Origin of the sequence: Methylobacterium sp. Leaf102, assembly GCF_001422425.1 — a bacterium.
Classification (GTDB): domain Bacteria; phylum Pseudomonadota; class Alphaproteobacteria; order Rhizobiales; family Beijerinckiaceae; genus Methylobacterium.
In genome coordinates, this window is the sequence record NZ_LMMX01000023.1 from 210288 (window position 1) to 234547 (window position 24260).

The 24260-nt window shown below is 69.0% G+C and carries 32 protein-coding genes and 2 pseudogenes; 13 read left to right on the forward strand and 21 right to left on the reverse strand.

Annotated features, from left to right (window positions below; translation table 11 throughout):
* Positions 1-151: 151 nt before the first annotated feature.
* Positions 152-475 (forward strand): YnfA family protein, encoded by a 324-nt coding sequence (locus ASF27_RS12420; RefSeq protein ID WP_056360520.1) that lies wholly within the window; start codon positions 152-154, stop codon positions 473-475.
* 59 nt (positions 476-534) lie between these two features.
* On the opposite strand, the gene ASF27_RS12425 is transcribed toward ASF27_RS12420, so the two are convergent.
* From ASF27_RS12425 to ASF27_RS12435, 3 genes are all read right to left on the reverse strand, one after another.
* Positions 535-1149, reverse strand: a complete 615-nt coding sequence (locus ASF27_RS12425; protein WP_056360524.1) for an LpxA family transferase — start codon at positions 1147-1149, stop codon at positions 535-537.
* A 641-nt stretch (positions 1150-1790) separates the two neighbouring features.
* Positions 1791-2783, reverse strand: coding sequence for a zinc-dependent alcohol dehydrogenase family protein (locus ASF27_RS12430; protein ID WP_056360529.1), 993 nt, complete (start codon positions 2781-2783; stop codon positions 1791-1793).
* A gap of 36 nt (positions 2784-2819) precedes the next feature.
* A complete protein-coding gene (locus tag ASF27_RS12435) occupies positions 2820-3566 on the reverse strand; it encodes an NAD(P)-binding domain-containing protein (protein WP_056360531.1) in 747 nt (248 codons plus the stop codon).
* A 105-nt stretch (positions 3567-3671) separates the two neighbouring features.
* Between ASF27_RS12435 and ASF27_RS12440 the strand changes: the two genes are divergently transcribed.
* Positions 3672-4058, forward strand: a complete 387-nt coding sequence (locus ASF27_RS12440) for a helix-turn-helix domain-containing protein (RefSeq protein ID WP_056360534.1) — start codon at positions 3672-3674, stop codon at positions 4056-4058.
* A gap of 236 nt (positions 4059-4294) precedes the next feature.
* On the opposite strand, the gene ASF27_RS12445 is transcribed toward ASF27_RS12440, so the two are convergent.
* From ASF27_RS12445 to ASF27_RS12455, 4 genes and pseudogenes are all read right to left on the reverse strand, one after another.
* On the reverse strand, positions 4295-5203 hold a 909-nt coding region (locus ASF27_RS12445), incomplete at its 5' end, for an IS3 family transposase (RefSeq protein WP_244481002.1).
* A gap of 98 nt (positions 5204-5301) precedes the next feature.
* Positions 5302-5572 (reverse strand): annotated as a pseudogene (locus ASF27_RS23155) (transposase); the annotation flags it as partial.
* Positions 5573-5837: 265 nt separating this feature from the next.
* On the reverse strand, positions 5838-6911 hold the full coding sequence (locus ASF27_RS12450) for a calcium-binding protein (protein ID WP_056360537.1): 1074 nt from the start codon (positions 6909-6911) through the stop codon (positions 5838-5840).
* A 482-nt stretch (positions 6912-7393) separates the two neighbouring features.
* Entirely contained in the window at positions 7394-8080 is a 687-nt protein-coding gene (locus ASF27_RS12455) for a class I SAM-dependent methyltransferase (RefSeq protein ID WP_156467514.1), read from the reverse strand.
* Positions 8081-8380: 300 nt separating this feature from the next.
* Between ASF27_RS12455 and ASF27_RS12460 the strand changes: the two genes are divergently transcribed.
* Positions 8381-8653 carry a hypothetical protein gene (locus tag ASF27_RS12460; protein WP_056360544.1) on the forward strand — a complete coding sequence of 91 codons (273 nt, stop codon included), beginning with the start codon at positions 8381-8383 and terminating at the stop codon, positions 8651-8653.
* 72 nt (positions 8654-8725) lie between these two features.
* On the opposite strand, the gene ASF27_RS12465 is transcribed toward ASF27_RS12460, so the two are convergent.
* From ASF27_RS12465 to ASF27_RS12480, 4 genes are all read right to left on the reverse strand, one after another.
* Positions 8726-9082 carry a hypothetical protein gene (locus ASF27_RS12465; protein ID WP_056360546.1) on the reverse strand — a complete coding sequence of 119 codons (357 nt, stop codon included), beginning with the start codon at positions 9080-9082 and terminating at the stop codon, positions 8726-8728.
* A 183-nt stretch (positions 9083-9265) separates the two neighbouring features.
* Positions 9266-9508, reverse strand: coding sequence for a hypothetical protein (locus ASF27_RS12470; RefSeq protein WP_056176480.1), 243 nt, complete (start codon positions 9506-9508; stop codon positions 9266-9268).
* Positions 9509-9653: 145 nt separating this feature from the next.
* Complete coding sequence (locus ASF27_RS12475) at positions 9654-10385, reverse strand: GDSL-type esterase/lipase family protein (RefSeq protein WP_082483782.1); 732 nt, start codon at positions 10383-10385, stop codon at positions 9654-9656.
* Entirely contained in the window at positions 10382-11782 is a 1401-nt protein-coding gene (locus tag ASF27_RS12480) for an MFS transporter (protein WP_056360549.1), read from the reverse strand. Before ASF27_RS12480 ends, ASF27_RS12475 begins: the two co-directional genes overlap by 4 nt.
* Before the next feature lie 234 nt (positions 11783-12016).
* Between ASF27_RS12480 and ASF27_RS12485 the strand changes: the two genes are divergently transcribed.
* Together ASF27_RS12485 and ASF27_RS12490 are read left to right on the forward strand one after the other, a co-directional pair.
* The gene (locus ASF27_RS12485) at positions 12017-12739 is read left to right on the forward strand and encodes a DUF3750 domain-containing protein (RefSeq protein ID WP_056267048.1); all 723 of its coding nucleotides are present in this window, start codon (positions 12017-12019) and stop codon (positions 12737-12739) included.
* A gap of 248 nt (positions 12740-12987) precedes the next feature.
* Positions 12988-13239: a hypothetical protein gene (locus ASF27_RS12490; RefSeq protein WP_056360552.1), complete on the forward strand. Its 252-nt coding sequence runs from the start codon at positions 12988-12990 to the stop codon at positions 13237-13239.
* Positions 13240-13300: 61 nt separating this feature from the next.
* On the opposite strand, the gene ASF27_RS12495 is transcribed toward ASF27_RS12490, so the two are convergent.
* Both ASF27_RS12495 and ASF27_RS12500 read right to left on the reverse strand, forming a co-directional pair.
* The gene (locus ASF27_RS12495) at positions 13301-13513 is read right to left on the reverse strand and encodes a DUF4287 domain-containing protein (RefSeq protein ID WP_056266462.1); all 213 of its coding nucleotides are present in this window, start codon (positions 13511-13513) and stop codon (positions 13301-13303) included.
* A 170-nt stretch (positions 13514-13683) separates the two neighbouring features.
* The gene (locus ASF27_RS12500; RefSeq protein ID WP_056360553.1) at positions 13684-14046 is read right to left on the reverse strand and encodes a hypothetical protein; all 363 of its coding nucleotides are present in this window, start codon (positions 14044-14046) and stop codon (positions 13684-13686) included.
* Between the two features lie 215 nt (positions 14047-14261).
* Between ASF27_RS12500 and wrbA the strand changes: the two genes are divergently transcribed.
* Positions 14262-14909, forward strand: a complete 648-nt coding sequence (gene wrbA, locus ASF27_RS12505; RefSeq protein ID WP_056360556.1) for an NAD(P)H:quinone oxidoreductase — start codon at positions 14262-14264, stop codon at positions 14907-14909.
* A gap of 15 nt (positions 14910-14924) precedes the next feature.
* Here the strand turns inward: wrbA and ASF27_RS22295 are convergent, their stop codons facing one another.
* The 6 genes from ASF27_RS22295 to ASF27_RS12525 all read right to left on the reverse strand — a co-directional run bounded on the left by ASF27_RS22295 (position 14925) and on the right by ASF27_RS12525 (position 17845).
* The gene (locus ASF27_RS22295; RefSeq protein WP_156398923.1) at positions 14925-15077 is read right to left on the reverse strand and encodes a hypothetical protein; all 153 of its coding nucleotides are present in this window, start codon (positions 15075-15077) and stop codon (positions 14925-14927) included.
* Positions 15078-15262: 185 nt separating this feature from the next.
* Positions 15263-15496: a hypothetical protein gene (locus tag ASF27_RS12510; protein ID WP_056360559.1), complete on the reverse strand. Its 234-nt coding sequence runs from the start codon at positions 15494-15496 to the stop codon at positions 15263-15265.
* 71 nt (positions 15497-15567) lie between these two features.
* Positions 15568-15786 carry a hypothetical protein gene (locus tag ASF27_RS12515; RefSeq protein WP_056176456.1) on the reverse strand — a complete coding sequence of 73 codons (219 nt, stop codon included), beginning with the start codon at positions 15784-15786 and terminating at the stop codon, positions 15568-15570.
* A 229-nt stretch (positions 15787-16015) separates the two neighbouring features.
* Entirely contained in the window at positions 16016-16324 is a 309-nt protein-coding gene (locus ASF27_RS12520; protein WP_056360562.1) for a hypothetical protein, read from the reverse strand.
* 112 nt (positions 16325-16436) lie between these two features.
* Entirely contained in the window at positions 16437-16613 is a 177-nt protein-coding gene (locus ASF27_RS22740; protein WP_200918814.1) for an Rmf/CrpP family protein, read from the reverse strand.
* 257 nt (positions 16614-16870) lie between these two features.
* Positions 16871-17845 carry a LysR family transcriptional regulator gene (locus ASF27_RS12525; RefSeq protein WP_244473892.1) on the reverse strand — a complete coding sequence of 325 codons (975 nt, stop codon included), beginning with the start codon at positions 17843-17845 and terminating at the stop codon, positions 16871-16873.
* Positions 17846-17934: 89 nt separating this feature from the next.
* Here ASF27_RS12525 and ASF27_RS12530 point away from each other — a divergent pair, with 89 nt between their 5' ends.
* The 3 genes from ASF27_RS12530 to ASF27_RS12540 are packed head-to-tail and all read left to right on the forward strand — an operon-like array spanning position 17935 to position 19793.
* Positions 17935-18546, forward strand: a complete 612-nt coding sequence (locus ASF27_RS12530) for a YceI family protein (RefSeq protein ID WP_056266469.1) — start codon at positions 17935-17937, stop codon at positions 18544-18546.
* A gap of 21 nt (positions 18547-18567) precedes the next feature.
* Positions 18568-19176 (forward strand): cytochrome b/b6 domain-containing protein, encoded by a 609-nt coding sequence (locus tag ASF27_RS12535; protein ID WP_056360564.1) that lies wholly within the window; start codon positions 18568-18570, stop codon positions 19174-19176.
* Positions 19173-19793: a YceI family protein gene (locus ASF27_RS12540; RefSeq protein ID WP_056360568.1), complete on the forward strand. Its 621-nt coding sequence runs from the start codon at positions 19173-19175 to the stop codon at positions 19791-19793. Before ASF27_RS12535 ends, ASF27_RS12540 begins: the two co-directional genes overlap by 4 nt.
* A gap of 131 nt (positions 19794-19924) precedes the next feature.
* Here ASF27_RS12540 and ASF27_RS23160 read toward each other — a convergent pair whose 3' ends face one another.
* A complete protein-coding gene (locus ASF27_RS23160; protein WP_244473891.1) occupies positions 19925-20089 on the reverse strand; it encodes a hypothetical protein in 165 nt (54 codons plus the stop codon).
* A 41-nt stretch (positions 20090-20130) separates the two neighbouring features.
* Here ASF27_RS23160 and ASF27_RS23165 point away from each other — a divergent pair.
* A pseudogene (locus tag ASF27_RS23165) lies at positions 20131-20724 on the forward strand (KR domain-containing protein); the annotation flags it as partial.
* Positions 20725-20892: 168 nt separating this feature from the next.
* On the opposite strand, the gene ASF27_RS12550 reads toward ASF27_RS23165, so the two are convergent.
* Entirely contained in the window at positions 20893-21432 is a 540-nt protein-coding gene (locus ASF27_RS12550; RefSeq protein WP_056360571.1) for a TetR/AcrR family transcriptional regulator, read from the reverse strand.
* A gap of 109 nt (positions 21433-21541) precedes the next feature.
* Between ASF27_RS12550 and ASF27_RS12555 the strand changes: the two genes are divergently transcribed.
* The 3 genes from ASF27_RS12555 to ASF27_RS12565 all read left to right on the forward strand — a co-directional run bounded on the left by ASF27_RS12555 (position 21542) and on the right by ASF27_RS12565 (position 24256).
* Positions 21542-22330 (forward strand): SDR family oxidoreductase, encoded by a 789-nt coding sequence (locus ASF27_RS12555; RefSeq protein WP_056176438.1) that lies wholly within the window; start codon positions 21542-21544, stop codon positions 22328-22330.
* Between the two features lie 315 nt (positions 22331-22645).
* A complete protein-coding gene (locus ASF27_RS12560) occupies positions 22646-23155 on the forward strand; it encodes a sigma-70 family RNA polymerase sigma factor (RefSeq protein ID WP_056360573.1) in 510 nt (169 codons plus the stop codon).
* A gap of 132 nt (positions 23156-23287) precedes the next feature.
* Entirely contained in the window at positions 23288-24256 is a 969-nt protein-coding gene (locus tag ASF27_RS12565; RefSeq protein WP_056361023.1) for a FecR domain-containing protein, read from the forward strand.
* Positions 24257-24260 lie beyond the last annotated feature (4 nt).

The following is a 24260-nucleotide window of genomic DNA, read 5'->3' on the forward strand; positions in this document are numbered from 1 at the left end:
GACAGGCGGTGTCTCGCTCAGCGTCCGCTCCCGGGCGTCGGGTCAGATAACCCGAACGACTGGGTCGGGTCGGGACCCGTCCGTCCACTCTGCGACCGGTCGGGTGGAAAGCGGACCTACCGCTTACCGGGACGATCTGTGAGAAGGCGGTATGGTCACGTTCTTCGCTTACGCGGGCGCAGCGCTCGCTGAAATCGCCGGGTGCTTCGCCTTCTGGGCTTGGCTGCGCCTCGACAAGTCGGTGTGGTGGATCGCGCCGGGAATGGTCTCGCTCGGGCTGTTCGCCTACTTGCTGACACTGGTCGATAGCGAGGCGGCCGGGCGCACTTACGCCGCCTACGGCGGCATCTACATCGCAGCCTCGATCTTGTGGCTCTGGCTTGCCGAGGGACATCAGCCCGACCGCTGGGACTTGAGCGGCGGGGCTATCTGCGTCGCAGGCATGGCCGTGATCCTCTTCGGCCCAAGGGGATGAGCGTTCCGTACGCCAGAGTCCGCCGAGGTTGGATCGTCGTCGGCTAGCTTTCGGGACGCTCATGAGCGTGTGCGCTGATCGATCAATCCGAGGCGGGGTACGAGCGTCCTGGGAGCAAGGATGGCACCAGGGGCGACAACCGCGTTCGCGCCGATGCGGCACCCATCTCCGACGAGCGCGCCGAACTTCAGCGTGTCCGATTCTATCGTCTTGCCGCTATAGTTGATCCGGAGGCGAGGATCGGCCAAATCGTTCCGGTAATTCGCGATAATCGAGCCGGCTTCGAGATTGATATCACTGCCGAGAATGCTGTCCCCAACGAAGTTGAAATGAGCGAGCTTCGACCCTCGGAACATGAGGGTCGTCTTGAGTTCAGCTCCGGGCCCCACGATGCAGTCGCTGTCGATCCAGCATCCGCCCCTGATCAAGCATGCCGCTGCAACAAGGCAATTTGGCCCGACGATCAGGGGGCCCTTCATCACGGCACCGGTCTCGACCGTGGTCGTGCGATGAACGGCGATGTCGCCCTCGATCTCGTAATCCGCGTCGAGTGTCGCCAGAATTCCTGTGACCAAACCTGCCGCGTTGGCCACGATATCCCACGCCTCTCCCGTCGCCCGCTCGCCAAGGGGCGAACTACGCCAGGATGCGATATGCGCATCAACAATGTTCATTCGGCACGCACGCGTTTTCCTTACAGCTCCGTGGTCCTTACAACTCGGAGAGTGCCGGACCGTCTACGGCGTGCCAGCCTCGGTCAATCGTTCGCCACGAGTTCGGATGGCAGGCTCCGGGCGATGCGACGGCATTGTTGAACGTCCGGGTTGGGTCCAAGGCCGTGTCAAATTCCGGAGGTGAGGGCTTTTGCGGTTGGGTGACGTCCCGGTCTGGCGAGCAGGGGGTGTTCATCGCGTCGAACGGGTTCCTACGGTCGGGAAACGGCTGGTTTTGGTTCGAGCTCCCCTGGACGGCTTCCCGGCCTATTCGGCGGACGATCGAAGCCCGCGCTCAGGTGGGGGATCGTCCGCCGAGAGTTTGCGGCTTCCCAGAATGTTGAGACCGCGCGTCAGATTTTAGGCCAGGACCTGAAGCGCCATAGCACGTCTTCATGCTCCCACCGCGTCACCCGCCGCTCCTTGCCCGTCGTGCAGGCCGCCTTCATCGGGCAGGCAGACTTCATCTGGGCAGGCAGCGCGAGCATTCGTCCAGTACCGATGCAGCGTCAGGCCATTCACCACCGTGGTGCAGCGGTGGGACAGCCGAACGCTGGCGAGGGATGCGATGCCGAACTCCGGGGAACCCGGCATCCGCGCCATCAATCGAGCGTGAGGACGATCTTGCCGATCTGCTCGTTGGATTCGAGGAATTGGGTCGCCTCCCGGATCCGGTCGAACGGGAAGGTCCGCGACACCAGCGGATCGAGCTTGCCGCTTTCCAGTCCCGCCAGGATGAAGGCCTTCGCACGGGCAAGCGCCGCGTCGTCGCCGACGATCTCGGTGTAGAGGTATCCCTTCAGGGTCAGGCTCTTGCCGAGCACGGAGAACTGCGGGAACGGACCCTCGTCCCGGCTCAGGGCACCGTACTCCAAGAGGATGCCGCCCACGGCCATGACTTCGGCAAACTGCGCGATGGCAGGACCACCGATCGGATCGAACACTACGCGGGCCCCCTTGCCCCCGGTGATGTCCTTCACGCGCGCCGCCAGGTCGCCCCCGTCCGTGGCGATCACATGGTGCGCGCCGGCATCGAGCAGCGCCTGCGCCTTGGCGTTCGTGCGGGTGGTCGCGATCACCGTCGCCCCGACGCTGCGGGCGATCTGGAACGCCGCGATGCCGACGCTGCTCGACGCCGCCGATACGATGACGACATCGCCGGCGGTGAGTTTCGCCTGATCGATGAGCGCGCCCCAGGCGGTGACGTACTGCATCCAGGACGCGGCGGCCTGCTCGAACGAAAGGGCGGCCGGATGCTTCACGACGGAACGCGCGGGAATGTTGATGACCTCGCCGTAGGTGGGCCAACGCGACATATCGAGGGTCGGGATGACGCTGACGGCATCGCCCTCGGCGAACCCGGACACGTCGCGGCCCGTCGCCTTGACCGTACCGGCGGCTTCGTAGCCGAGCTGCGAGGGGAAGTTCGCTTCCTGCAGGTAGGCGCCCTTGCGGAACATCACCTCCGCACGGTTGAGGCCGATTGCGCGAACCGCAATCTGCACCTCATCGGCGGCAGGCCCGGGAACCTCGATGTCCTCGATTCGCAGCACATCTGCGGAACCGTATTCGTGAAAGCGTACAACGCGGGTCATGGGTCGTTTCCTTATCTTGCGTGCACCGGTCAGATGTCAGAGGCAGATCGCACGCGCGACGCGAACGCCGAACTCGGCGTCCGGATTGGTCCGGCCGTCGCCGACGCGCTCCTGGACCACCGCCACCACGAGGTCGCGCCGCTTGGGCAGGCGGGCCCTTTCGGCTGCCGCGAGTGCGCCTGGCATCTCGTCACGCGTCAGATCCGTGCAGTAGCCCGGCGCCCCGGGTTGCTGGCGCCACGACTCCGCCAGGGACCCCGCGTCGAAGGCGTCGAAGCCGGTCTCCTCAACGAGACGCAGGCCGACGCGGCGGTCTTCCTCGCGGTCGGCCGCGACCGGGATGGCGATGCGTCCCGGCGTTCCGGAGGGTGAACCCTTCTCGGCCAGCGAGCCCGAACCGATGGCGTTCCAGGCCTTGACGATGGGCCGTCCGAGTTGCTCGGAGACCCACAGGCTCTCGACCTGGCCCGCCTCTATGGCGTCGATGGCCCCGTCGCGCATCGGGTAGTAGTTCGAGGTGTCGATGACGACGGTCTTGTCGGGTATCGCCCGGATCAGAGGGGTGATCTTCCGGATACCGGTCGGCGGGATGGAGAGGATGACGACGTCGACATCCGCGACGGCATCCTGTGCCGTGACGGCGCGGGCGCCCGACGAGAGTATGTCGGCCCCGATGGTCTCGGGACCGCGTGAGTTGGCCACCTTCACAACGTGCCCGGCCGAGCTGAGCTTCGTGACCAGGGACTTGCCGATGTGTCCGATACCGATGATGCCGATCTTCATGCCCTGTTCCCTGAACGCGTCGGTTGCGATGCAGCGGGAACTATGGGTAGGTAGAGGGATCAGCAAGAACCTACCAAAAGGTGGGTAGCCCACCTGGAGGTTAGGATGAATGCGGGGCGCGATTGGTTCTGCGAGGACCCGAAGCAGCAGCTCGTGTGGGCGGCGGCGACCAGCGAGACCCTGCGGGTGCTGGAGGGCAAGTGGAAGATCGTCATCATCGTCCAGCTCTTTGCCGCAAAGGTGCCGCTACGGTTCTCGGAGCTGGAGAAGCGGATCGAGGGCGTGAACCAGAAGATGCTGATCCAGCAGCTCAAGGAGTTGGAGAAGGACGGCATCGTCACCCGGACGGTCTACCCTCAGGTGCCGCCGAAGGTCGAGTATGCTCTCAGCGCAATGGGGGTTGCGCTCGGGCCATCCATCGAGGCGCTGATCGACTGGGCTTTCGCCCGCCGGGAGGCGATGGGCGTCGCGTCCGCAGACGTCGCCGGCTGATGCATTCGGGTTGGAGGCGGAACGTCCGCTTCCGGGCGAAGGGCCAGGGTCCGGCTCCCACCCCCGAGCCGAAGTTGCCCGATGGCAGCTTTCGGGAACACCCATGGCAATCTAGGCGACCAAGTCCGGTCGTAAGCTTCCGGTGAGCTCAACCGATCGGCAGCGGCGGAGCCTTATGATCCTGCCGATGGCAAAGCGCTCGCAATTGATCCTCCCCCGTTTCGACGGACGTGGGTTTAGCTCGCGTTCCGCCCGGCCTGCTTGGGTGTGATGTAACCGAGGGCCGAGTGGATGCGCTGCCGATTGTCGTAGCCTTCGATGTAGGCGAACAGGTCGCGTCGGGCCTCGTCCCGGGTCGCCCATCGGCGCTGGTGGACGAGTTCGACCTTGAGGGTGTGGAAGAAGCTCTCCATCGGGGCGTTGTCGCAACAGCAGCCCGTTCGGCTCATGGAGGGTGTCGCCCGCGTGTCGGCGAGCTGGTTTCGGTAGGCTTCTGCCGCGTATTGGCTGCCGCGATCCGAGTGACAGATGAGGCCGGCCCCCGGTCGCTGCCGTTGGGTGGCCATCGTCAAGGCGGCCGATGTCAGCTCGGTCCGCATATGATCGCGCATGGACCGACCAACGCTCTTGCGGGTGGCGGGATCGAGTATGGCGGCCAGGTGGAGCCAGCCCTCGCCGGTGGGCAGGTCGGTGATGTCCGCCAGCCAGACCGTGTTGGGCAGGGCAGCCGAGAAGAGCTGCTTGAGGAGGTCGGGTGCGACCGGCAGATCGTGACGGCTGTCGGTCGTGCAGGGCCGGAACCGACGCCCAGCCAGGGCCCGGATGCCTTGGCGGCGCATGAGGCGCTCCACGCGTCCGCGACTGGCTGTTCGGCCCTCCACGCGCAAGGCCGCGTGCACCCGAGGTGAGCCGTAGCGCCTATGATGCCCGGCATGGATCCGCCGGACGTCGGCCAAGAGCTGACGGTTCGACGTTGACGGTTCGACACCGACCGGGCGCTCTCGGGGCGTGACCGCCAGCCGTAGTCGCCGCTGGGGGAGACTTCGAGCACGCGGCACATGAGACGCACCGGCCAGGTGCTCGCATGCTGCTCGATGAAGGCAAACGTCACTTGGGCATCTGCGCGAAGATGCCGATCGCTTTTTNAGCACGCGGCACATGAGACGCACCGGCCAGGTGCTCGCATGCTGCTCGATGAAGGCAAACGTCACTTGGGCATCTGCGCGAAGATGCCGATCGCTTTTTTTAGGACGTCGCGCTCCATGCGCGTCCGGTCGAGTTCACGCCGCAGACGGGCGATCTCAGCGGCTTGGTCGGAGGGGGGACGCCACCGGGCTCGCAGGCGCGGCTCCCGGTGACCCTGCTCTCCGCGGTGGTGGGGAGCCACCCATCAGCGCCGAGCGCCACGGCCTCAGCATCGAGGGTTGGATCCCGAGCTCGGCTGCGATCTGTATCTGCGGCCCGCCGCTGCTGTCCAGCAGGGCCACCGCCGCGCGTTTGAACTCGGGGGTGAACGCGTCTCGTCTTGGCCCTCAAACACCTTCCCAGCCCGCAAGGAGCGTATCAAAGGTGTCCGTGAAAGCGGGGGAGGATCAGTGCACCGCTCCCGACATCGGCCAACGCGTTGCCGGTGGGACGCCCGGCTCGTCGGGAGCATGGCCCGACATGGATCGAGCGCCGCGATCCGGCCGGATCACGACGCGCGACGGCGGTCCGCATTCGGCAGGATTACGGCGGGACGCGATGCCCCCGCCGACCCTCCGGGTAGCCGCTCAACCCTTAGGCGAAGAAATCGTAGCTGAACCCACTCACCCCGACCAGCAGCAGGCTGCCACCATCCTCGAACACGACCTGGGTTCCGGCCGACGTCGCGATGGCATTGAAGGCCTGGCCGGCGAAATCGAGCCGGTCGCCTTCCGCAGCGTTGAAATCCAGGATCGTATTGGCGTTGTCGCCCGCAAAGGTCACGAACCGATCCGCGCCCGATCCACCCGTCAGGATGTCGTCGCCCTTGCCGCCGATGAGGATATCGTTGCCTTCATTGCCGAAGATCCGGTCGGCTCCGCCATTGCCGTAGATCGTGTCGTTGCCGAGACCGCCGAAGATCACGTCGGCGGTGTCTTCGGGATTGACGAAACCGGTGCCGCCGAAGATCAGATCGTCGCCGGCATTGCCGTAGATCGTGTCGCTTCCCTCGCCGCCGACGATCACATCGGCTTCGTCCGTGACGTCGCCGGGGCCGGTCCCGCCGTAGAGGGTGTCGTCCCCGACGCCGCCGAAGATCAGGTCGCGCCCGGCCCCACCGTAGACGGTGTCGTTTCCTCCGTTCGCGAAGACCGAGTCGTTTCCGGCGCCGCCGTCGATGATATCCGCTGCGTCGGTCGGGTCGGCCTGTCCATCGCCGCCGTAGATCACGTCGTTGCCATCCTGGCCCGAAATCAAGTCCGACCCCTGGCCGCCGTAGAGCTGATCGTCTCCCGGTCCGCCCTCGATGGTATCGTCACCGGTTCGGCCGAAGAGTTGATCGTTGCCGGGTCCGCCGTAGATCTTGTCGTTGCCCGATCCACCGTCGAGCGTATCGTCGCCCGGGCCGCCGTTGAGGATGTCGTCGCCCCCGAGACCGAGCAGGGACCCAACCGTCCCCGTGACGACGGACAGCACGTCGGACCCTTCGCCTCCGGTGAGGAGCCCCACATCGGCGACGGCCGACACGACGCCGTTGGGGCCCAGCAGAGCGAGTTTCCCATCGACGTTCAGGAGTTGGCCGACGCCGATCGAGGCGGCGACATCGGCCACGGGGGTTTTCAGCGCTCCGGCGAGGCCAAGCGAGTCGAGCAGTGAAGGGTAAGCCATTGTCTTTCTCCAGCGACGCGAGAACATAACGCGCAGGAGTAGAAATGTTCAACTAGTCTAATCAGGGATCAGCTTTGCTTCGTTAGGAGTTCATTGCCGAATGCATAAAATTCGACTGAATTGAATCATCACTGCCCGAGAACCGCTCCTGTTTGTAGGGATATCGCCCGCGCCGAGACTGGGACGCTCGGCCGAGTTCGGCGCTCGGGCGCCCCGGAACATCGCGCTGAGCGCGACTGAACGGGGCCGTTCACTGCTTTCCCCGGCGAGGGGAGGCGCCCAGGGGCGGAGCTTTTCCCCAAGATCACGGCACGGCACAGACCCGGCCGGGTCGGTTTTTCGGATCTGTTGCTGGATTGTTGCTGCGATCCGCGCCGGGATCGTGCCAACTTTGCGGCGAGGTCACCGAGATCCGCGCCCGATCACCTGTTGGGTCTCGGACCCGAGCCCGTCCGGCCAAAAGCCGGGCGGGCTTTTCGCCGTCAGCCCCCGAAGTAGAGCGTCAGGTCGTGATCGTTGGTGATCCGCGACGACGGCGTGATGTCGATGGTGCCGTACAAGTTATCGATCGCCGGGAGATCGTTGCCGAGCGCCCTGAACGCATCGACGATCGCGAAGTACTGGGTCTTAAGCGTCTTCGAGGCAGGATTCAGGTTCGTGACACAGACCAAGCCCGTCGGAGGACAGTCGACGTAGACGAGGCGAAGGTCGGGCCGGTACGTCTGCAGGATGGGAATGATCTTCCAGACATCCCCGGTCCAATGATAGGGGAAGCGGGTGTTCACCCCGAGCTGGGCGGACACCTTGGCGTTCCGCTCCGCCATTTCCGCATTGAGGGGCAGGCAATCGTGCAGGACGATCAACGTCCGATCCGACGCGATGGCTTCGGCGTTGAAGAAATCCCGCAGCAGGTACTCGAAGGTATGCATGCCGTCGAGGAAAATGAGATCGGGCGGACCGCCGGCCAGAGCTGCGTAATCGTACTCCGCAAAGAAGGTGTCGCTCGGCACCTGGACCAGGGTCACGATCGTCTTGCCGTGCGAAACATTGAAGGTGATGTCGAACGACGGGTCGACGCCAATGGCCGTTCGGGTGTGGATCTGGGACATGAGGTGTCCCTGACTGACGCCGACTTCGAGATAGCGCTTGCTGTCGCGGGCACGGCTCACGTGAGCCATGAACTCCATGTAGTGCAGCCCCGGATGGCTCTCGGGCAGATGGCGTGTCGGTTCAGGCGTGCTCATGCGTTCTCCCGTTGCTCGTGATGTGTCCCGCCTCGGTTTACTCGCATCCGCCCTCTCGTCACCCGTTCGGACGGTGGCGGACGTGGACCCGCCACGCGGCCGGGGGCATCCGCCACGTCGCACGCCATGGGCGATGACTGCCACGAGCAAGCGTTCGGCGCGCAAGGTCGGGGATGAACATTTGAACGCTGCATGGCGTTGCTTCATTCCATGATAGGAGCAGCCATGAAGACGTTCATGCTTTCGACCTGTGTCTTGGCGCTGTCGTCCCTCGTCCTGGTGCAGATGGGCACGAGCGCGGACGCACGGTCTCGCCCGAAGAAACGTGGGATCGGGGTGGTCACGGCGCCCAACAGCACCGGCAACCGCCCGACCCGGACCATCTCCCGCGGGGCGACGGGCGCCGATACGATCACGAACAATTCGGCAGCGGGCGGCAACGCCGGCCGGCCCGAGCAGACGGTGCCGAACAGCAGCGCGGGCGGAAGCAATCGCTGATCCGTCGCGACGGACGCGGCGAACGATCCCCGGTCCCGACATCCGCCCGGCGCCGGCTCCGGCCGGCCGCCCCTAGCGGAGCAGGTAGAGCGACACGCCGACCACCGTCGGGATGAGGAGGGCGACCCCGACGAAGGCCGGCATCACCCAGGCGTTCCGGCCGTGCGGCTGCGCCGAGTCGCGCACGCGCGGCGCGGCCGCCTCGGCCTTGCGCGCCAGGGCGACGCGTTCGGCCGAGGGCGGGTTTCCGGCGGCCTCGTCGTCGGTGCCGAGCTGCGACAGGCCGGGATCGTAATGAGACACCTTGTCGCCGGTTCGTCCGCTGTCGATGTCGGCCTTCAGCATCGCCGTCGTCGGTTCTCGCGAATCCGGCGGCGTTTCGACGGCGATGTTGCCGGGTGCCGGCGGGTCTTCGGATCGCAGGACCATGGGTCGTCTCCTCACGTCGTCTCGGGATCGTCTGCTCCAGCTGTTGCAGAACCGACCTGTCGCAGGACAACGCGGGACGGCGTCGGCCGTTACGCCGCGGCCTGCGCTTTCCGACGCACCGTCGGGTTGCCCTCGGCACCGCGTCGGCGCGGCTCCGGCGGATGCCGGGCCCCGGTGCGAGCCCTACCGCGCGAGACTCGACGGGGCCTGCCACGCGACGCCCGCATGTTCACGCACGTCGCCATCCTTCGCACCCGTGTCCGCGTCGCTCGTCCAGTCGCTCGGCTCCACCACGTCGACCACCTCGTCGTCCGGGTAGGCGGCGGCCAGGAACAGTCTGGCCTCGCCCTCGGCGGATGCGCGGACGGTCACCAGGGGCCTGTCGCCCTCGGGCGAGCGGATGTTGGCGATGAAGAGCTTCGACATGTCCCATTCCCTCCGGCGGGCGGTGCGGCGCGCCAAAGGGACAACGCGCGCCGATCCCGGAGGGCGGCGGGGCGCGGGAGAATCTTGGCATCCAGGAGAATTCTGGGGCGCGGGAGAGGTGCAGGGCTCGGGCGCCCGGCCGGCCTCACGGCGTCCCGGGGGCGTCCCACTGCCGGCGGATCGCGGCGCCGAGGGCGGCGTAGCCCGGCGGCGCGAGGTGCACCGTGTCGGGTGCGAAGGCCGGGCATGGGTCCTCGTCGCAGCGCAGGGCGAGCTCCGCGCCGTCGACGATCACGGCGTTGCCCCGCTCGGCCAGGAGCGTCGCCCATTCGGCGTTGAGGCGCAGGCGCTCGGCATCGCGAAACGCGGATTTTCGGCCGCGCGGGAGAATGCCGACCACCACGAGCCGGGGCTTGCCCCACACGGCGTCGAGGCGCTCCAGCACCCGGCGGAGCCCCTCCCGGATCGCGCAGACCTTGTCGCCATAGCCGAGGTTGTTGGTTCCGAGCATGAGAAACACCGTGCGGGGTGCGAGCGCCGCGTAGCGGGCGTCCTGCAGGCGCCACAGCACGTTCTGCGTCCGGTCGCTGCCGACGCCGAGGTTCAGCACATCGGCCCCGAAGGTGTCCCGGACCGACGCGTCGGGCCAGAGCTGCGTGAGGCTGTCCCCGAGGAGGACGACCTCCACGCCCCGTCGCTGCGAGGCCGCGGCCGCGATCGTCTCGGCGCGCCGATAGGCCAGGGCGCTCTGCGGCGGCACCGGAAACGTCGTCACGGTCGTGTCGGCGCTGTCGCATGCCGCCTCGTCGGCCCGCGCCGGCGCGCCGGCGAGGAGGCCGAGGGCCACCAGGGCGCCGGCGCGGAGCCTCCGCCTCACGCGGCACCGCCCACGTCGTCGGGACGAACCGCGAGGCGCAGGAAGCTCACGGCGCTGGCGACACCCGCGAAGGCGCCGCCGAGCCCGAGGGCGAGGGCCGGCCCGTGCGCTTCCGCGAGGGTGAAGCACGCCGCCACCAGGGCCGCCCCCAGCGTCTGGCCGAGGAGGCGGGAGGTGGCGACGATGCCGCTGGCACCGCCCGACCGGGCGGCCGGGGCGCTCGTCATCAGGGCGCGCAGGTTCGGCGCCTGGAAGAAGCCGAAGCCGGCGCCGCAGAGCGCCATCCGCCAACTGATCTCGAACACGGTCGGGTTCGCCGGCAGGGCCGCGAGCAGCCCCATGCCGAGGGCGAGGACGGCGAGTCCGAGGCCGCCGAGCAGGCCCGGCGGGTAGCGGTCCGAGAGGCGTCCGGCCACGGGAGCCAGCACGGCGACGAGCACGGGCCAGGGCGTCATCAGGAACCCGGTCTCGACCTGACTGCGTCCGAGGGTGTGCTGGAACAGGAACGGAAGGGAGACGAAGGCGAGGCCCTGGGCCGCGAACGAGCACAAAGCCGTCATCGCCGAGAGGGCGAAGAGCGGACGCCCGAGGAGGTCGGCGGCCAGCATGGGGGCCGGATGCCCTGCCTGCCGGCGCAGGAGCAGGGCGAAGCAGGCGAAGGCACCCGCGACCTCCGCCCCGATGTGCCAGAGCGGCGCCTCGTGGGCGGCCTCGCCGAGCCCGAGGATGAGAAGCGCGAAGGCGGCGGCGTTCAGGAACGCGCCGGGAATGTCGAACCGATTGCCGGAGCGGCCGGTCTCCGGAAGGGCGGTCCAGGCCAGCGCCAGGGCGCCGAGGCCGATGGGCACGTTGATGGCGAACAGCCACGGCCACGGCGCCGTCACGAGGATCAGGGAGGCCACGGTGGGGCCGACGGCGAAGCCGATTCCGACCACGAAGGCGTTGAGCCCGACGCCCCGCCCGAGCTGGTTCGCCGGGTAGATGAAGCGGATGAGGGCGATGTTGACGGCCATCAGGGCGCTCGCGCCGATCCCCTGGAACACCCGCGCGGCGACGAGGGTCGGCAGCGACCAGGCCAGGGCGCAGACGAGGGAGGCCGCGGTGAACAGCACGAAGCCGCCGATGTAGATCCGCTGCTGCCCGATGATCTCGCCGAGCGCCGCGATGGGCAGCAGGGTCGCCACCACGGCGAGCTGATAGGCGTTGACGATCCATACCGAGTCGCCCGCATCGACGCCGAGGCTGGCCGCGATGGTCGGCAGGGCCGTGTTGGCGATGGCGGTGTCGAGGGTGGCGAGGCCGACGCCCGTGAGCACCGCCACCATCGCCCGGCCACGCTGGGCCGGCGGGAGGCCGTCCCGGACGGGCGGGGCCGGCATCGGGATCGATGGGATCATGGGGCTGGACTCGCGGCGGCGACGGGATGCTGCATGCGTCCGCCGCCCAGGCTTGGCAAGGCCTTCGACCGGCGCCACGGCCGAGTCTTCGACCAGCCCCCCCGAAGGCAGGCGGTGCGAGGACAGGCGGTGCCGGACGGCACGATGACGCCGCACGCCTCTGCCGTAGGTTCGGGGGGCATCCTAGATCAGGGATCTCGCGCTTTCCCCCACCATGAGACCTCCGTGCTCCGCATCGCCCTCCTCGTCTTCGCCGTCGTGTTCCTCGCGCCGATCGCGGTCTCGGCCGCCCTCTACTACCTCAGGAACGACATCGCGGACTGGCGCTCGGCCGACCGCTCGAGCGCGGGCCTGCTGCCGCCCGCCGCGCGGAACCCGCAGGCCGTCGTGCGGGTGTTCTCGGCCCGCACCGTGAGCTGGCGCGGCATCGTCGCGAGCCACAGCTGGATCGTCGTGAAGGGGGCGGGCGACCGCGCCTACCAGCGGTTCGACTACACGGCCTGGGGCATGCCGATCTGGATCGACCGCTTCGTGCCGGACGGGCGCTGGTTCGGCAGCGCCCCGGAGGTGATCTTCGCCGCCGACGGGGAGGAAGCGGAGCGGATGCTGCCGCGCATCCGGGCCACCATCGCCACTTACCGCTACGCCAAGGTCGGCGACTACCGGCTGTGGCCCGGGCCGAACTCGAACACCTTCGTGGCGGCGGTGATGAGTTCGGTGCCGGAAATGCGGGCGAGCCTGCCGGCCACCGCCATCGGGAAGGACTTCCCCTATGACGGCCGCTGGTTCGGCACGACGCCCTCGGGCACCGGAATCCGGATCAATCTCGGTGGCTATCTCGGGCTGACGCTCGGCTGGGTCGAAGGGCTGGAGGTCAACATCCTCGGTGCCGTCGCGGGTCTCGATCTGCGCCGTCCCGGCCTGAAGCTGCCCGGACTCGGCCGCGTCGGGGTCTGATACTGTCTTCGGATGATCCATTCGGAGACAGTCTCAGGCAGCCCGCGCGGCGCCTGAGCGAAGCCCAAATCCGCATCGCGAAGCGATCAACCGGATTTGGTCTGACCGGCCGGCGCCGGACCGCGTCTCTCGCGGGCAGCCGGTCGACAACCGCGGCGGTCGGCTGGCATGAAGCGCCGTCCCGAAGCGCCGTCTTGAAGCGCCGTCCTGCCGGCCGGCTTCCGCCACCCCGCCCGTCCGAGCCCCCCATGCACGCCACCGACACCGACAGCCTGTGGTTTCACGACAACCCCGAGCGGCAGTTCCGGCTTCGCCGCCAGACGCCCGCCGAGATCCGGCAATGGCTCGTGCCGCCCGATGCGACGCAGACCGCATGGTGCGTCATCCGCCGGGAAGACGGGGCCCTCGAAGCGTTCGGCCTGGCCGAAGGGGACACCTGGGACGACGCGGACGACGAGCTGGCCCCGTTCTTCGCCAAGCTCCGGGGCGACAGGCCCTGAACCCCGGGCGGACGGGCGTGCGAACACCGACTCGTGCCCGCCCCTGCCGGGAGTCCGACCCCTAACCCTTTTCGGCCGCCAGAACGTGCGCCACCAGGGCGTTGGCGTGGCCATGGCCCATCCCGTGCTCGGTCTTCAGCAGGGCGACGAGGGCCATATGCTTTGCCGGAAGATGCCGGCGCACCAGCGCCTGCCACTCCGCGATGGGACGTCCGTACGTCTTCTCGATGGACGGGAAGTAGGAAGCCGGCCCCTTGATCGCCGTGTCGCTCACTGCCGCTCGTGCTCCGGTTCGTCGAGACCGGGCATCAGTTTCGCCGCGGCCTCACGGAATCGCAAGATCGGGCGAGATCGCGAGACCGGCGTTCCGGTCCGGCGGCGGGCCTCTGCGAAAAGGCGGCTCACCGCCGGCGCATCGTCCCGCGCCGGCCCGTGCGAACCCGCTCAGTTGTCGACGGTCAGCGAGGCCTTCGAGACCGGCATCGCCGCCGGCGCCGCATCGGCGACTTGTGCGGCAGCGGCGTGCTGCCCGGCGGTGGTGTGGGCCGGTGCGGCCCCGAACCGGTCCTTGGCGATCTGCCCCAGAACCATCACGAACAAGAGGGCCATCAGCGCGTTCGCGGCGATTCGGGCCGGACGCGCGGCGTTGCGCACGGAGAGCAGCAGGGCATCCGTCGCGTCGGAGGCCGGGCTGGGCAACGGGCCGGGACCGTCGGAAATCGGGAGCAGCCACGGCTCGCTCGGCAGCGCGGAGGCGCCTCCCATCTCGTGGGCGCCGGGCAGGTTTTGGAACAGTCCGGTCGACATTCCATCCTCCTGTGGAGTTGCGGGGCAGGCCAGTCTGGCGGGCCGTTCGTTCATGATCCGTTAATCAGGAACACTGTGTTCATTTTGCGTTCAGGAAGGCCTGACGGCAAGGGCCTGCCGTACGAGGCCCGCGTCGAGGCGGCGCGACCCTTTGGCAGGGGCGGGTTCCGTCGGGGTTCGGAGCGCTACTTGAGGCGTTCACCCAGGATCATGCCGTGCCCCAACCCAAAGCCGACCCGACGCGCCTGCTGATCGTGTTCTACTCGCGATCCGGCTCCGTCGAAACACTGGCGGTCGCCGCTGCGGAGACCGCCCGGGCATCCGGCGCCACCGTGCGGCTTCGTCGGGCCCGCGAGGTCGTCGACCATGCCACGATGGAAAAGGTCGACGGCTGGACCGAGAGCGCGACGCGGCAGAACGCGCTCTACGAAGCGCCGACGCACGAAGACGCGGAATGGGCCGACGCCATCCTGTTCGGCACGCCGTGCTATTTCGGCGCCATGGCGACGGAGCTGAAGGCGTTCTTCGATCGGCTCGGACCTCAGTGGAAGCGCGGAGCCCTGGCGGGAAAGGTCGGCGGCGCCTTCGCGACCGCGTCCTGGCCGCATGGCGGGTCCGAGGTGGTCACGCTCTCGCTCTACGCGCCGATGGCCCATCTCGGCATGGTCATCCTGCCCACGGGCTACACCGACGCGGCGATGCTGGAAGCGGGCTCGCCCTACGGCGCCTCGTCCATCGTCGGCGCCGAGAACCGTGATCCGTGTCCGGAGGACCTTGACGCCATTCGGCACCAGAGCCGACGCACGGTGGCGATCGCCCGGGCGCTCGTGGCCGCCGGCGAGATGCCGAGCCGTAGCGACTGACGGGCCGAAGCCGGTTCAGATGAAGTGCCGAAACACGACCTGTGCCGAGGCCTCGCCCGCCGGCTCGCGCGTCTCGGCGGGGCCGCTCCGGCCGGCGCCGGAGAGACCCGTTGGCGCGACGAGGGCGAGGAGCGTCATCAGCCAGCGGACGGGACGGGCGACGGGCATGGGAGCCTCACGGGCTGGATCGGGATCGGAGCGTCGCCTTCGATAGGGCTTGCGCATGGCAGGGATGTTTCCTGCAGCGATACGTCCTGCGCCGATGTTTCATGCCCCCGATCCGTTCGTTTCGCGGTGCCCGAACGCACCCGATGCGGCGCGTCCTCGCCCCTCGGGCCGGCGCCGGGGCCTCCTCAGCGCTTGGCGACTTTGGTCGCTTTGGTCGCCTTGGCGGCAGGCTTCGGAGCGGCGGCGTCCTCGGCATCGCGGGCCAGCCGCTCGGCTTTCAGGCGCACGATCTGGTCGTCGCGGGCCGTCTCCCGCGCCTTCACCTCTTCCCAGACCTGTCCGGCCGTGTCGGCCCGCTCCGCGGCCCGTGCGGCCCTGGTCTCGGCGCGATCCTGGCTGCCGCTCTTGTCCTGTGTCATTGGCGATCCTCCAAATGGTGTGCCCCTCGGGGTCCGTGTCGCGTTCGCGGAACCTGAGGGTCCCGCGAGGGTCACGGACGGGGGGCGGGGGTCGGGGTCTGCGGCGTGGGTGCGGGCACCGGCTGCTGCGGGTTCGTCGTCGGTGCGGCCTGATCGTCCGACAGGGTCTGGTTCGCTTTGGTCTGCAGCTGATCGGCCGTCTGCTGGTTGATGAGTCCATACGAGACCGCGGCCGCGAGCGCGACCGCGATGATCGCACCGATGATCGTCTTGGAGAGCTTGCTCTGCATGGTTTCACCTTGTCCGGGCCGTGGTCCGGGCCGTGTCACGGAGGGTGACCTGCGCCGATCGCGGACGGTCGGTTTCGAGGAGGGGGCGAGACGTCGGTCGCGATCCGGATGGAGCGCCGGGACACCAAGCCTCCGGCGCGACGAAGTTCTGACGACACGGGATCCTTACGAGAAAAAGCCCCGCCGCGGCGTGCGCGGCAGGGCCTTCGAAGTCACGAATCACGCCGTTTCAGTAGCCCCGGCCGTAGTAACCCGGTCCGCCGCGATCGTAGGCGCCGGCAGCTGCCGCGCCCGCCGCGACGCCCGCGATCCCGAGGCCGACGGCCGCTCCGGTCGACAGACCGCGCCGGTCCCGGCGATCGCCCCGCCGGTCGTAGCCGCGATCCCGATCGTAGCCCCGGTCGATTCCGCGCCCGTAGCCGCGGCCATAACCGCCATCGCGGTCACCGACGTATCCGTAGCCCTGTGCCTGAGCACCGGTCGCGCCAAGAGCTCCGAGAGAGAGCGTAACGGCGGAAATGAGAGCGAGCTTACGCATCGATGTCTCCTTCGCTGTTGCGTTGGGGAGCCAACGTGACGCGATGCGAAGTGTTCCGATTTCCGGGCATGTGCGAATGTTGGGCCGGAAAGCGCCCGGAAGGAGCTGCGCTTCACCCCAGGCGCGGGTCGGGGCCGTCGTCGCGGGGCGTCCCATCGTAGCCTTCCATCCAGGCCGCCCGTTCCTCGCTGTCGCGCGGGTAGGGACAGGCATCCTTCGGACGGCCGTGGATCCGGGCCTGGGCGCCTTCTTCGATGGGATCGGGGCGTGAATGACGGGTCTGGGCCATGGCGACGACTCCGTGTTCGAAACACATCGCTTCAACGGCTCCGCGCGGGGCAGGATCCCGCGGCATAACGGGCCCTCCGGTCGGCGGCGCCTGTCAGGGCCGTTCCCGCTCCCGGTCGCCCGACCGGGCACGGTGTCTGCTGGCCGCCCCACGGTTCTGGAGCTGCGCCCGACCACGTCGGGTCGGGCGCAGCTCCTGGCTCTTGTCTCGCCGCGCTCCTATCCTCCGGACCGGTATCCACTTCGGCAGAAGGCGTTCTAGCGCGGCTTGAACTCCACGGACGACCGCTTCGCGATCTCGGTGCGCACATGCTCACGGAACAGGCGCACGCGTGCGGGCAACTCCCGCCCCGCCAGGCTCACCGCCCGCAACGCTCCCCCGGTGGTCGCCCACGGTTCGAGCACCCGCACCAGCCGCCCCGCCGCGACGCTCCGTGAGGCGATGAAGCTCGGGAGGTGCCCAATGCCCGCCCCCGCAAGGGTCAAGCGAAGCGCGGTCGCGAAATCGCTCACCCGAATGGCCGGCCGGAGGCCGACCTGCTCCATGCGCCCCCCGCCGTCGTCGAGCAGGATGCCCATCACGCCGGCTCGCTCGCGCGCCAGGATCACGTCGTGGTCCGCCAGGGCCGCCGGGTTCGCGAGGGGCGGCTTCGAAGCGAGGTAGGCGGGCGCCGCATAGAGCCCCAGCCAGACGTCCAGGATCTGGGTGGCCCGGTAGCCGGTTTCCTCCACGTCCCCCAGGCGCAGGGCGAGGTCGATCCGGTTGGCCGCCAGATCCAGGCGCGTGTCGGTGTTCAGCATCTCGACGGTGATCTGCGGGTACGCCATCCGGAAGCTGGCGACGATCTCGGGCATCACCTCGATGCCGAAATCGACGGAGGTGGTGATCCGCAGGTGCCCTGCCGGCACCGTCGATGCGCCACGGGCGGTCTCCGCCGCCTCGTCGAGGAGCGCCAGGCATTCCTGGGCCTTTGCGTAGAAGGCGAGACCTTCCGCCGTCGGTGAGACCGCGCGGGGGTGGCGGGCCATCAGGGTGGCGCCCAGGGCCGCCTCCAGTCGCGAGAGCCGTCGGCTGACGCTGCCCTTGGTCTCCCGGAGGCTCGCCGCCGCCGCCGTGACCGTGCCGAGATCGATGACGGCACAGAACGCCCGCAGATCGTCGAGATTGCCGCCGAAGGTTTCCGATTTCGCAACCATGTAGTGCCGGATAGCAGGCTCTACGGGACCGGCCAACGGGACTATCCGGACCTTCGTCGGGTCGCGGCGCCCTCCCGACCCCCTCGCGCGCGCCGCGACCGCCCACTCACGTTTCGGAGACGATCATGAAACTCCTCCTCGCTTCCGGCCTCGCCCTCGCCGTCGCCCTCGGGGGCGGCGCGTCGGCCCAGACGCCGCCGACCCGGGACCCCGCCCAGATCCAGGCCGGCACCTACGCCGTCGATCCCGGCCACACCCAGGTCGGCTGGCGCGTGTCCCACATGGGCTTCTCGAACTATGCCGGCGGCTTCTCGGACGTCTCCGGCACCCTCGACCTCCAGCCCAAGAACCCGGCCGCCTCGAAGCTCGCCATCAAGATCCCCGTCGCCTCGGTGACGACGACCAGCGACAAGCTCACCGGAGAACTCAAGGGCGACCAGTGGCTCGACGCGGGCAAGTTCCCCGAGATGACCTTCGTGTCGACCAAGGTGACGCCCGACGGCAAGGACAAGGCCAAGGTCCTGGGCAACCTGACCCTTCACGGCGTGACCAAGCCCGTGACCCTGGACGTGACCCTCGTCGGCGCCGGCGTGAACCCCCTCAACAAGAAGGTCACGGTCGGCTTCGAGGCGGCCGGGACGCTCAAGCGCTCCGAGTTCGGCGTGAAGACCTACGTCCCGCTGATCGGCGACGACCTGCACCTCACCATCGCGGGCGCCTTCGAGCGCCAGGACTGAGCCCGAGGGAGGAGGAGGGCCATGGGACCCGGCCCGCCCGCGCGGCGCTACACCGTCGTGGCCATCCTGCTGCACTGGACGAGCGCCTTCTGCGTGCTCGCCCTCATCGGCATCGGCCTGGTCATGACCCATGCTGGGCTGGCGCCGATGCGCCAGTTCCAGCTCTACCAGTGGCACAAGTCCGTCGGGATCACGGTCCTGGCCCTGACGACGCTCCGTCTCGCGTGGCGCGCCTTCCATCGGCCGCCCCGGCACCCGGTCGGAATGCCGGCTCCCGCACGCCGGGCGGCCGGCGCGGTGCACGGCCTGCTCTATCTCCTGCTCGTCGGCCTGCCCTTGACCGGCTGGGCGATCGTGTCGCTCTCGCCGTTCCAGATCCCCACGGTGCTGTACGGCCTCGTGCCCTGGCCACACCTGCCCCTGGCGGCGTTCATCACGGATGCAGCCGCGGCCGAGGAGGTCGCGAAGCGGGTTCACGCCTACGGGGCGTGGCTGCTCACGGCGCTGCTCGCGCTGCACGTGGCGGCCGCACTGCGTCACCACCTCATCCTTCGCGACGACAGCCTGCGCCGCATGCTGCCCGCTGGCCGCCCCCCGACATCCTCCGAGCACACGGAAGCGATCCGATGACCACGCCTGCCTTCCGCTTCCGCGTCGCCCACGCGCGGTTGGCGCTCCGGAGAGCCCCCTTGCTGGGCACACTCTTGGGCACTCTGTTGGGGGCCGCCTCGCCGGCCGCCGCCGCCGAATGGGTGATCGATCCGGCTAGGAGCGCGATCCGGTTCTCGGGCGTCCAGGTCGGCGCCCCGTTCTCGGGACGCTTCGAGCGCTTCGACGCGAAGGTGACGTTCGATCCCGCCAAGCCGGAGGCCGGGCACGCCACGGTCCTCATCGATCTGGCGAGCGCGCGCACAGGAGACGTCCAGCGCGACACGGCCCTGCCGCAGCAGGACTGGTTCGACGTGAAGGCGGCGCGCCTGGCGCGCTTCGAGGCCACGGGCTTCGTCGACAAGGGCGGCGGCGACTACGAGGCGGTCGGAACCTTGACCATCCGGGGCACGAGCCGCCCGCTCACGCTTCCGTTCCGGCTTGCGCTCGCGGGGGACCAGGCCCGCGCCACCGGGCATGTCGGCCTCGTCCGCACGGCATTCGGCGTCGGGCAGGGTGCGTGGGCGTCGGGACAATGGGTGGCCCTGGAGGTCGGGGTCGACGTGGACCTCGTCGCCACGTCCAAGGCCGGTCCTTGATCCGGGACTTCAACCCTGGGACTTCCACCCCGGACTCCCGCCCCCAGGGCCGCTCTCCCGAGCATGGAACGTGGCGTTCCGGACGCCCTTATCCATTCGCCTCGGCCGCGTCGCGGTCCGGATCGACCGGTTCAGGCGGGGCCGGAACCTTCGACGTCATCGTAGAGGCGCCGCGCCTCCCGAACGCGTCGGTGGCTGTCCTCGGCCCAATCCACCGGCATGTCCAAGGGAACGAGGAAGGAGCGACCCAGCTCGGCCAAGCGATACTCAAAGCTCGGAGGGCTGGTCGGGTACACGTGGCGCGTGATGAACCCATCGCGTTCCAGGTGACCCAGGCATTGCCTATACGAGCGTCCTCCGGGCCGATACGTCGCCCCTTGTACGTCGCCCCTTGGTCTGGCGGAGGAGCACCGCGCGACCGAAGCCGCGTCGGGCGTGCCGCACGTGCTGCTGCGCAATGGATGGTACACCGAGAACTATGCGGCCTCGATTCCGCCCGCGCTGACGCCTCGATCCCGGCCGCGCTGGCGCATGGGGTCTTCCTGGGCGCCGCCGGGGAAGGCCGGGTCGCCTCGGCGGTACACGCGCGGATTACGCCGCGGCGGCCAGCGCCGTGCTGGCGTCGGAGACCGCTCAGAGCGGCCGCATCTACGAGTTGGCCGGAGACGAGGCCTACACGCTGGCGGACTTCGCGGACCTCGTAGCGCAGGTGTAGGGCGAGCCGGTCGGCTACCGGACCCTGTCGGATGGGGAGTTCGCGGCCGCCCTGATCGGTGCGGGGCTCCCCGAAGCGTTCGCCGGCCTCCTGGCGGACTCCGATGCGGGAGCACAAAAAGGGGGCCTGTTCGATGCAGGCCATCAGCTGAGCGGTCTCATCGGGCGCCCGACCACCTCACCCGCTTCGGTCATCGCCACCGCCCTCGCGGGATGATCCGCCGGTGCCACCCTCTTGCCGGGCGACCTCCTGCCGGGCGACCTCCGTTCGGGCGACGGGAGCGCCTGTCCGGTGGTCGAGGCCCGTGTCCGGGGAGCGGACAAGCGCGTTCGGCCCCTGCGGATCACGGACGGAGGCCAGGTCAACCGCCGCAGGACACGGGCCTCACGCGCCGGGCGCCATCCAGGCGCGTGTCTCGTCGAGGATCTCGTCCGAGAGCGCGGGATCGTCGACCGCACGCGCAAGGATCAGGGCGCCGATCAGGGCCGCGTAGGTGCCGATGGCCTCGCGGCGGCGGTCGGCGGCGTCGGGGACCGCCTCGGTCAGGCGGTCGATCTGTGCGCAGATGCCCGTCGTCATGGCGGCCCGCGCTGCCGCCGGCCGGTGACGAACGTCGGCGGCCAGGGCCGCCATCGGGCACCCGTCCGCCGCGTCGTCCCGATGCGCGGGCGAGAGATACGTCGCCACGAACGCCGGCAGGTCCCCGCCCCTGCCCGCGACCTCGGTCGCCGCCTGCGCGATGGCCTGCGCCATCAGGTCCTCCTTCGAGGCGAAGTGTCCGTAGAAGCCCCCATGGGTGAGGCCCGCGGCCTTCATCACCTCGGCGACGCCGACGGCGTCATACCCCTTGTCGCGATAAAGACGGCTCGCCGCCGCCAGGATGCGGCGGCGATTCTCCCGCATCTGCTCCTGCGTGACACGCATCTCGAAAATTCCCCATCGACCCCGTTGACACTCATATGATCGCGATCATATTTGAGTTCAATCATGATGATCATCATGATTGCTCATCAGACACGCAGGGGCGAATCCCATGGCCACCCAGAGTTCGGTTCTCATCACCGGCGCCTCGACCGGCATCGGCGCGACCTATGCCGACCGCTTCGCCCGGCGCGGCCACGGCCTCGTGCTGGTCGCCCGCGACAAGGCACGGATGGACGAGCTCGCCGACCGTCTCCGCCGTGACTACGGCGTCGCCGTCGACGTGCTTCCGGCCGACCTCACGGCGCCGGACCAGATCCGGGCCGTCGAGACGCGGCTGCGCGACGACGACGGCATCGGCATCCTCGTCAACAATGCCGGCGCCAACGTCGGCGGTGGCTTCGTCGAGCAGGCCACCGACGACGTCGAGCGCCTCGTGACCCTCAACACGACGGCGCTGGTCCGGCTCGCCAGCGCGGTGGCACCCCGCTTCGCCGGGGCCGGCGCGGGCGCCATCGTCAACATCGGCTCCGTGGTCGGGCTGGTCCCGGAATTCGGCATGTCGGTCTACGGCGCGACCAAGGCCTTCGTCCTGTTCCTGTCCCAGGGCCTGAGTCACGAGCTGTCCCCCAAGGGCGTGTACGTGCAGGCCGTGCTGCCATCGGCCACCCGCACGGAGCTGTGGAGCCGGTCGGGGGTCGATCCCGCCGCGCTGCCGCCGATGATGGAGGTCGGCGACCTCGTCGACGCCGCCCTCGCGGGGTTCGACCGCCGCGAGTCCGTGACGATCCCGCCGCTTCACGACGCCGGGCAGTGGGACGCCTTCCAGGCCGCCCGGCTGGCGATGATCCCGGGATTCGCGCAGGTTCACCCGGCGCCGCGCTACGCGTCCGCCGCGTGATCCCCGCGTGATTCGGAAGCGGCCACGAGAAACCGATGGCGTGGTCGGAGCTCATAAGGTGGCGGCATGTGCTCTGTGCACAACAGGCATGGGCATTCCCCCGAGGCCCGCCTTGCCGTTGCTGGGGAGCCCCGGCCGGTTACGGGGCCGTTTCCGATAGAAATACAAGACGTTGCGGCGGCACGGCGCCGTCATCTTTAGAGTTCATCTAAAGTACTGAGATGCTTGCATAATTTCCGATTGACTGCTTTCTCCGACTGATCGAGATTCCGCGATGTCGCGATGATCGAGGAGTGATTGGAGCGGGGGCCAAGCATGCAGTCGACATCGATCGAGGCGCTGCATCGGAGCGAAGGCGTCAGGCTTCGGCGATTCCTGATGCGTCTGCTCGGCAGCGCCGACGCCGCCGCCGACGCCCACCAGGAAACCTACCTGCGGATGCTGGGCGCGCTGTCCCGCACGTCGATCGAACACCCCTCGGCCTTCCTCTTCCAGGTCGCCAACAACGTCGCCCTGCGGATGCGCAACCGGCAGCGCCTCGAAGGCACTCTGTTCCGCACCATGACGGACACGGACCTCGCGGAGATCGCGGACGGGTATGCCCTGCCGGAACGCCAGGTGATCGCACGGCAGGAGCTCAGACGGCTGGCCGCCGCCATCGACGCGCTGCCGCCGCGATGCCGCGAGGTGTTCCTCCTCGTCCGGTTCGAGAACCTCTCGAACGGCGACGTCGCCGCCCGCCTGGGCATCAGCCGGAACATGGTCGAGAAGCACCTCATCAAGGCGCTCCTGCACTGTCACCGGTGCTGCCACGATTGGGTGTGAGGCCTGTCTCCTGTTCGTGGCGCGGCTCTTGTTCGTGGGGCGACGTCAGGATCTTGCCGGTTCGTTGATCTGAGGGTGTAGGAGCATGGGGCTGGGCCGTCCGGGCTCGGTGATTCCGGATGGAGCATGGCTGTGGCCAGCGGCGACGACACCGACGCGCATGCGGCGGAGGGGGACGACCCGGTCTACGAGGCCGCCGCCGGCTGGGTCGCGCGCCTCGCCTCGCCCGACGCCACGGACCGGGACCGGAACGCCTTCGCGGCCTGGTGCGCGGCCGATCCGGCCCATGAAGCGGCCTATGCCGAGCTGGATGCCCTGTGGCGCAAGCTCGGCCGTGTGCCCGATCCACGGCATCGCCGCCCGCCCACCAAGGCGCTGACCGGGGTCGCCGTCGCCCTCGTCCTCACCACCGCCCTGGCCTTCCAGCTCGGCCTCGTCGACTGGCTCCGCGCCGACCTCTGGAGCGGGGTGGGCGACATCGTCCACGCGACCCTGGCCGACGGCAGCCGGATCGACCTCAACACCGACACGGCGGTCGCACTGCACTTCGGCGCCACGGAGCGCGGGGTCGCGCTGCTGCGCGGCGAGGCCTTCTTCGAGGTCGTGTCCGATCCCCAGCGCCCGTTCGTCGTGCGCGGCAACGGCCTGAGCGTCCGCGCCGTCGGCACCCGCTTCTTCGTCCGGGCCGACGGCGCCGGCGGCGAGACGGGCGGCGTCGAGATGGGCGTCGTCGAGGGCAGCGTCGACGTCGCGACCTCGGGGCGGCCCGTGCGGGTCTCGGCGGGCGAGGCGGTCCGACGCACGGAGGGCGCCTCCCTCGCCGTCACGGGCGCGGACCTGGCCCGGACGACGGCGTGGCGGGAGGGCCGCCTGCGCTTCTCCGGCGAGCGGCTCTCCGTCGTCCTCGCCGAGCTCGACCGCTACCGCCACGGTCGCATTGTGCTCCTCGATGCGGCCGCCGGCGAGCGGCGCGTCACCGGCGCCTTCGACCCGCGCGACACCGACGAGGCGCTGGACTCGATCGCCGCGACGATGGGCGTGGGAATCACCCGCCTGTCGCCCTTCCTCGTCCTCGTCGGATCGCCCGTTCGAAAATTCTGAAGGA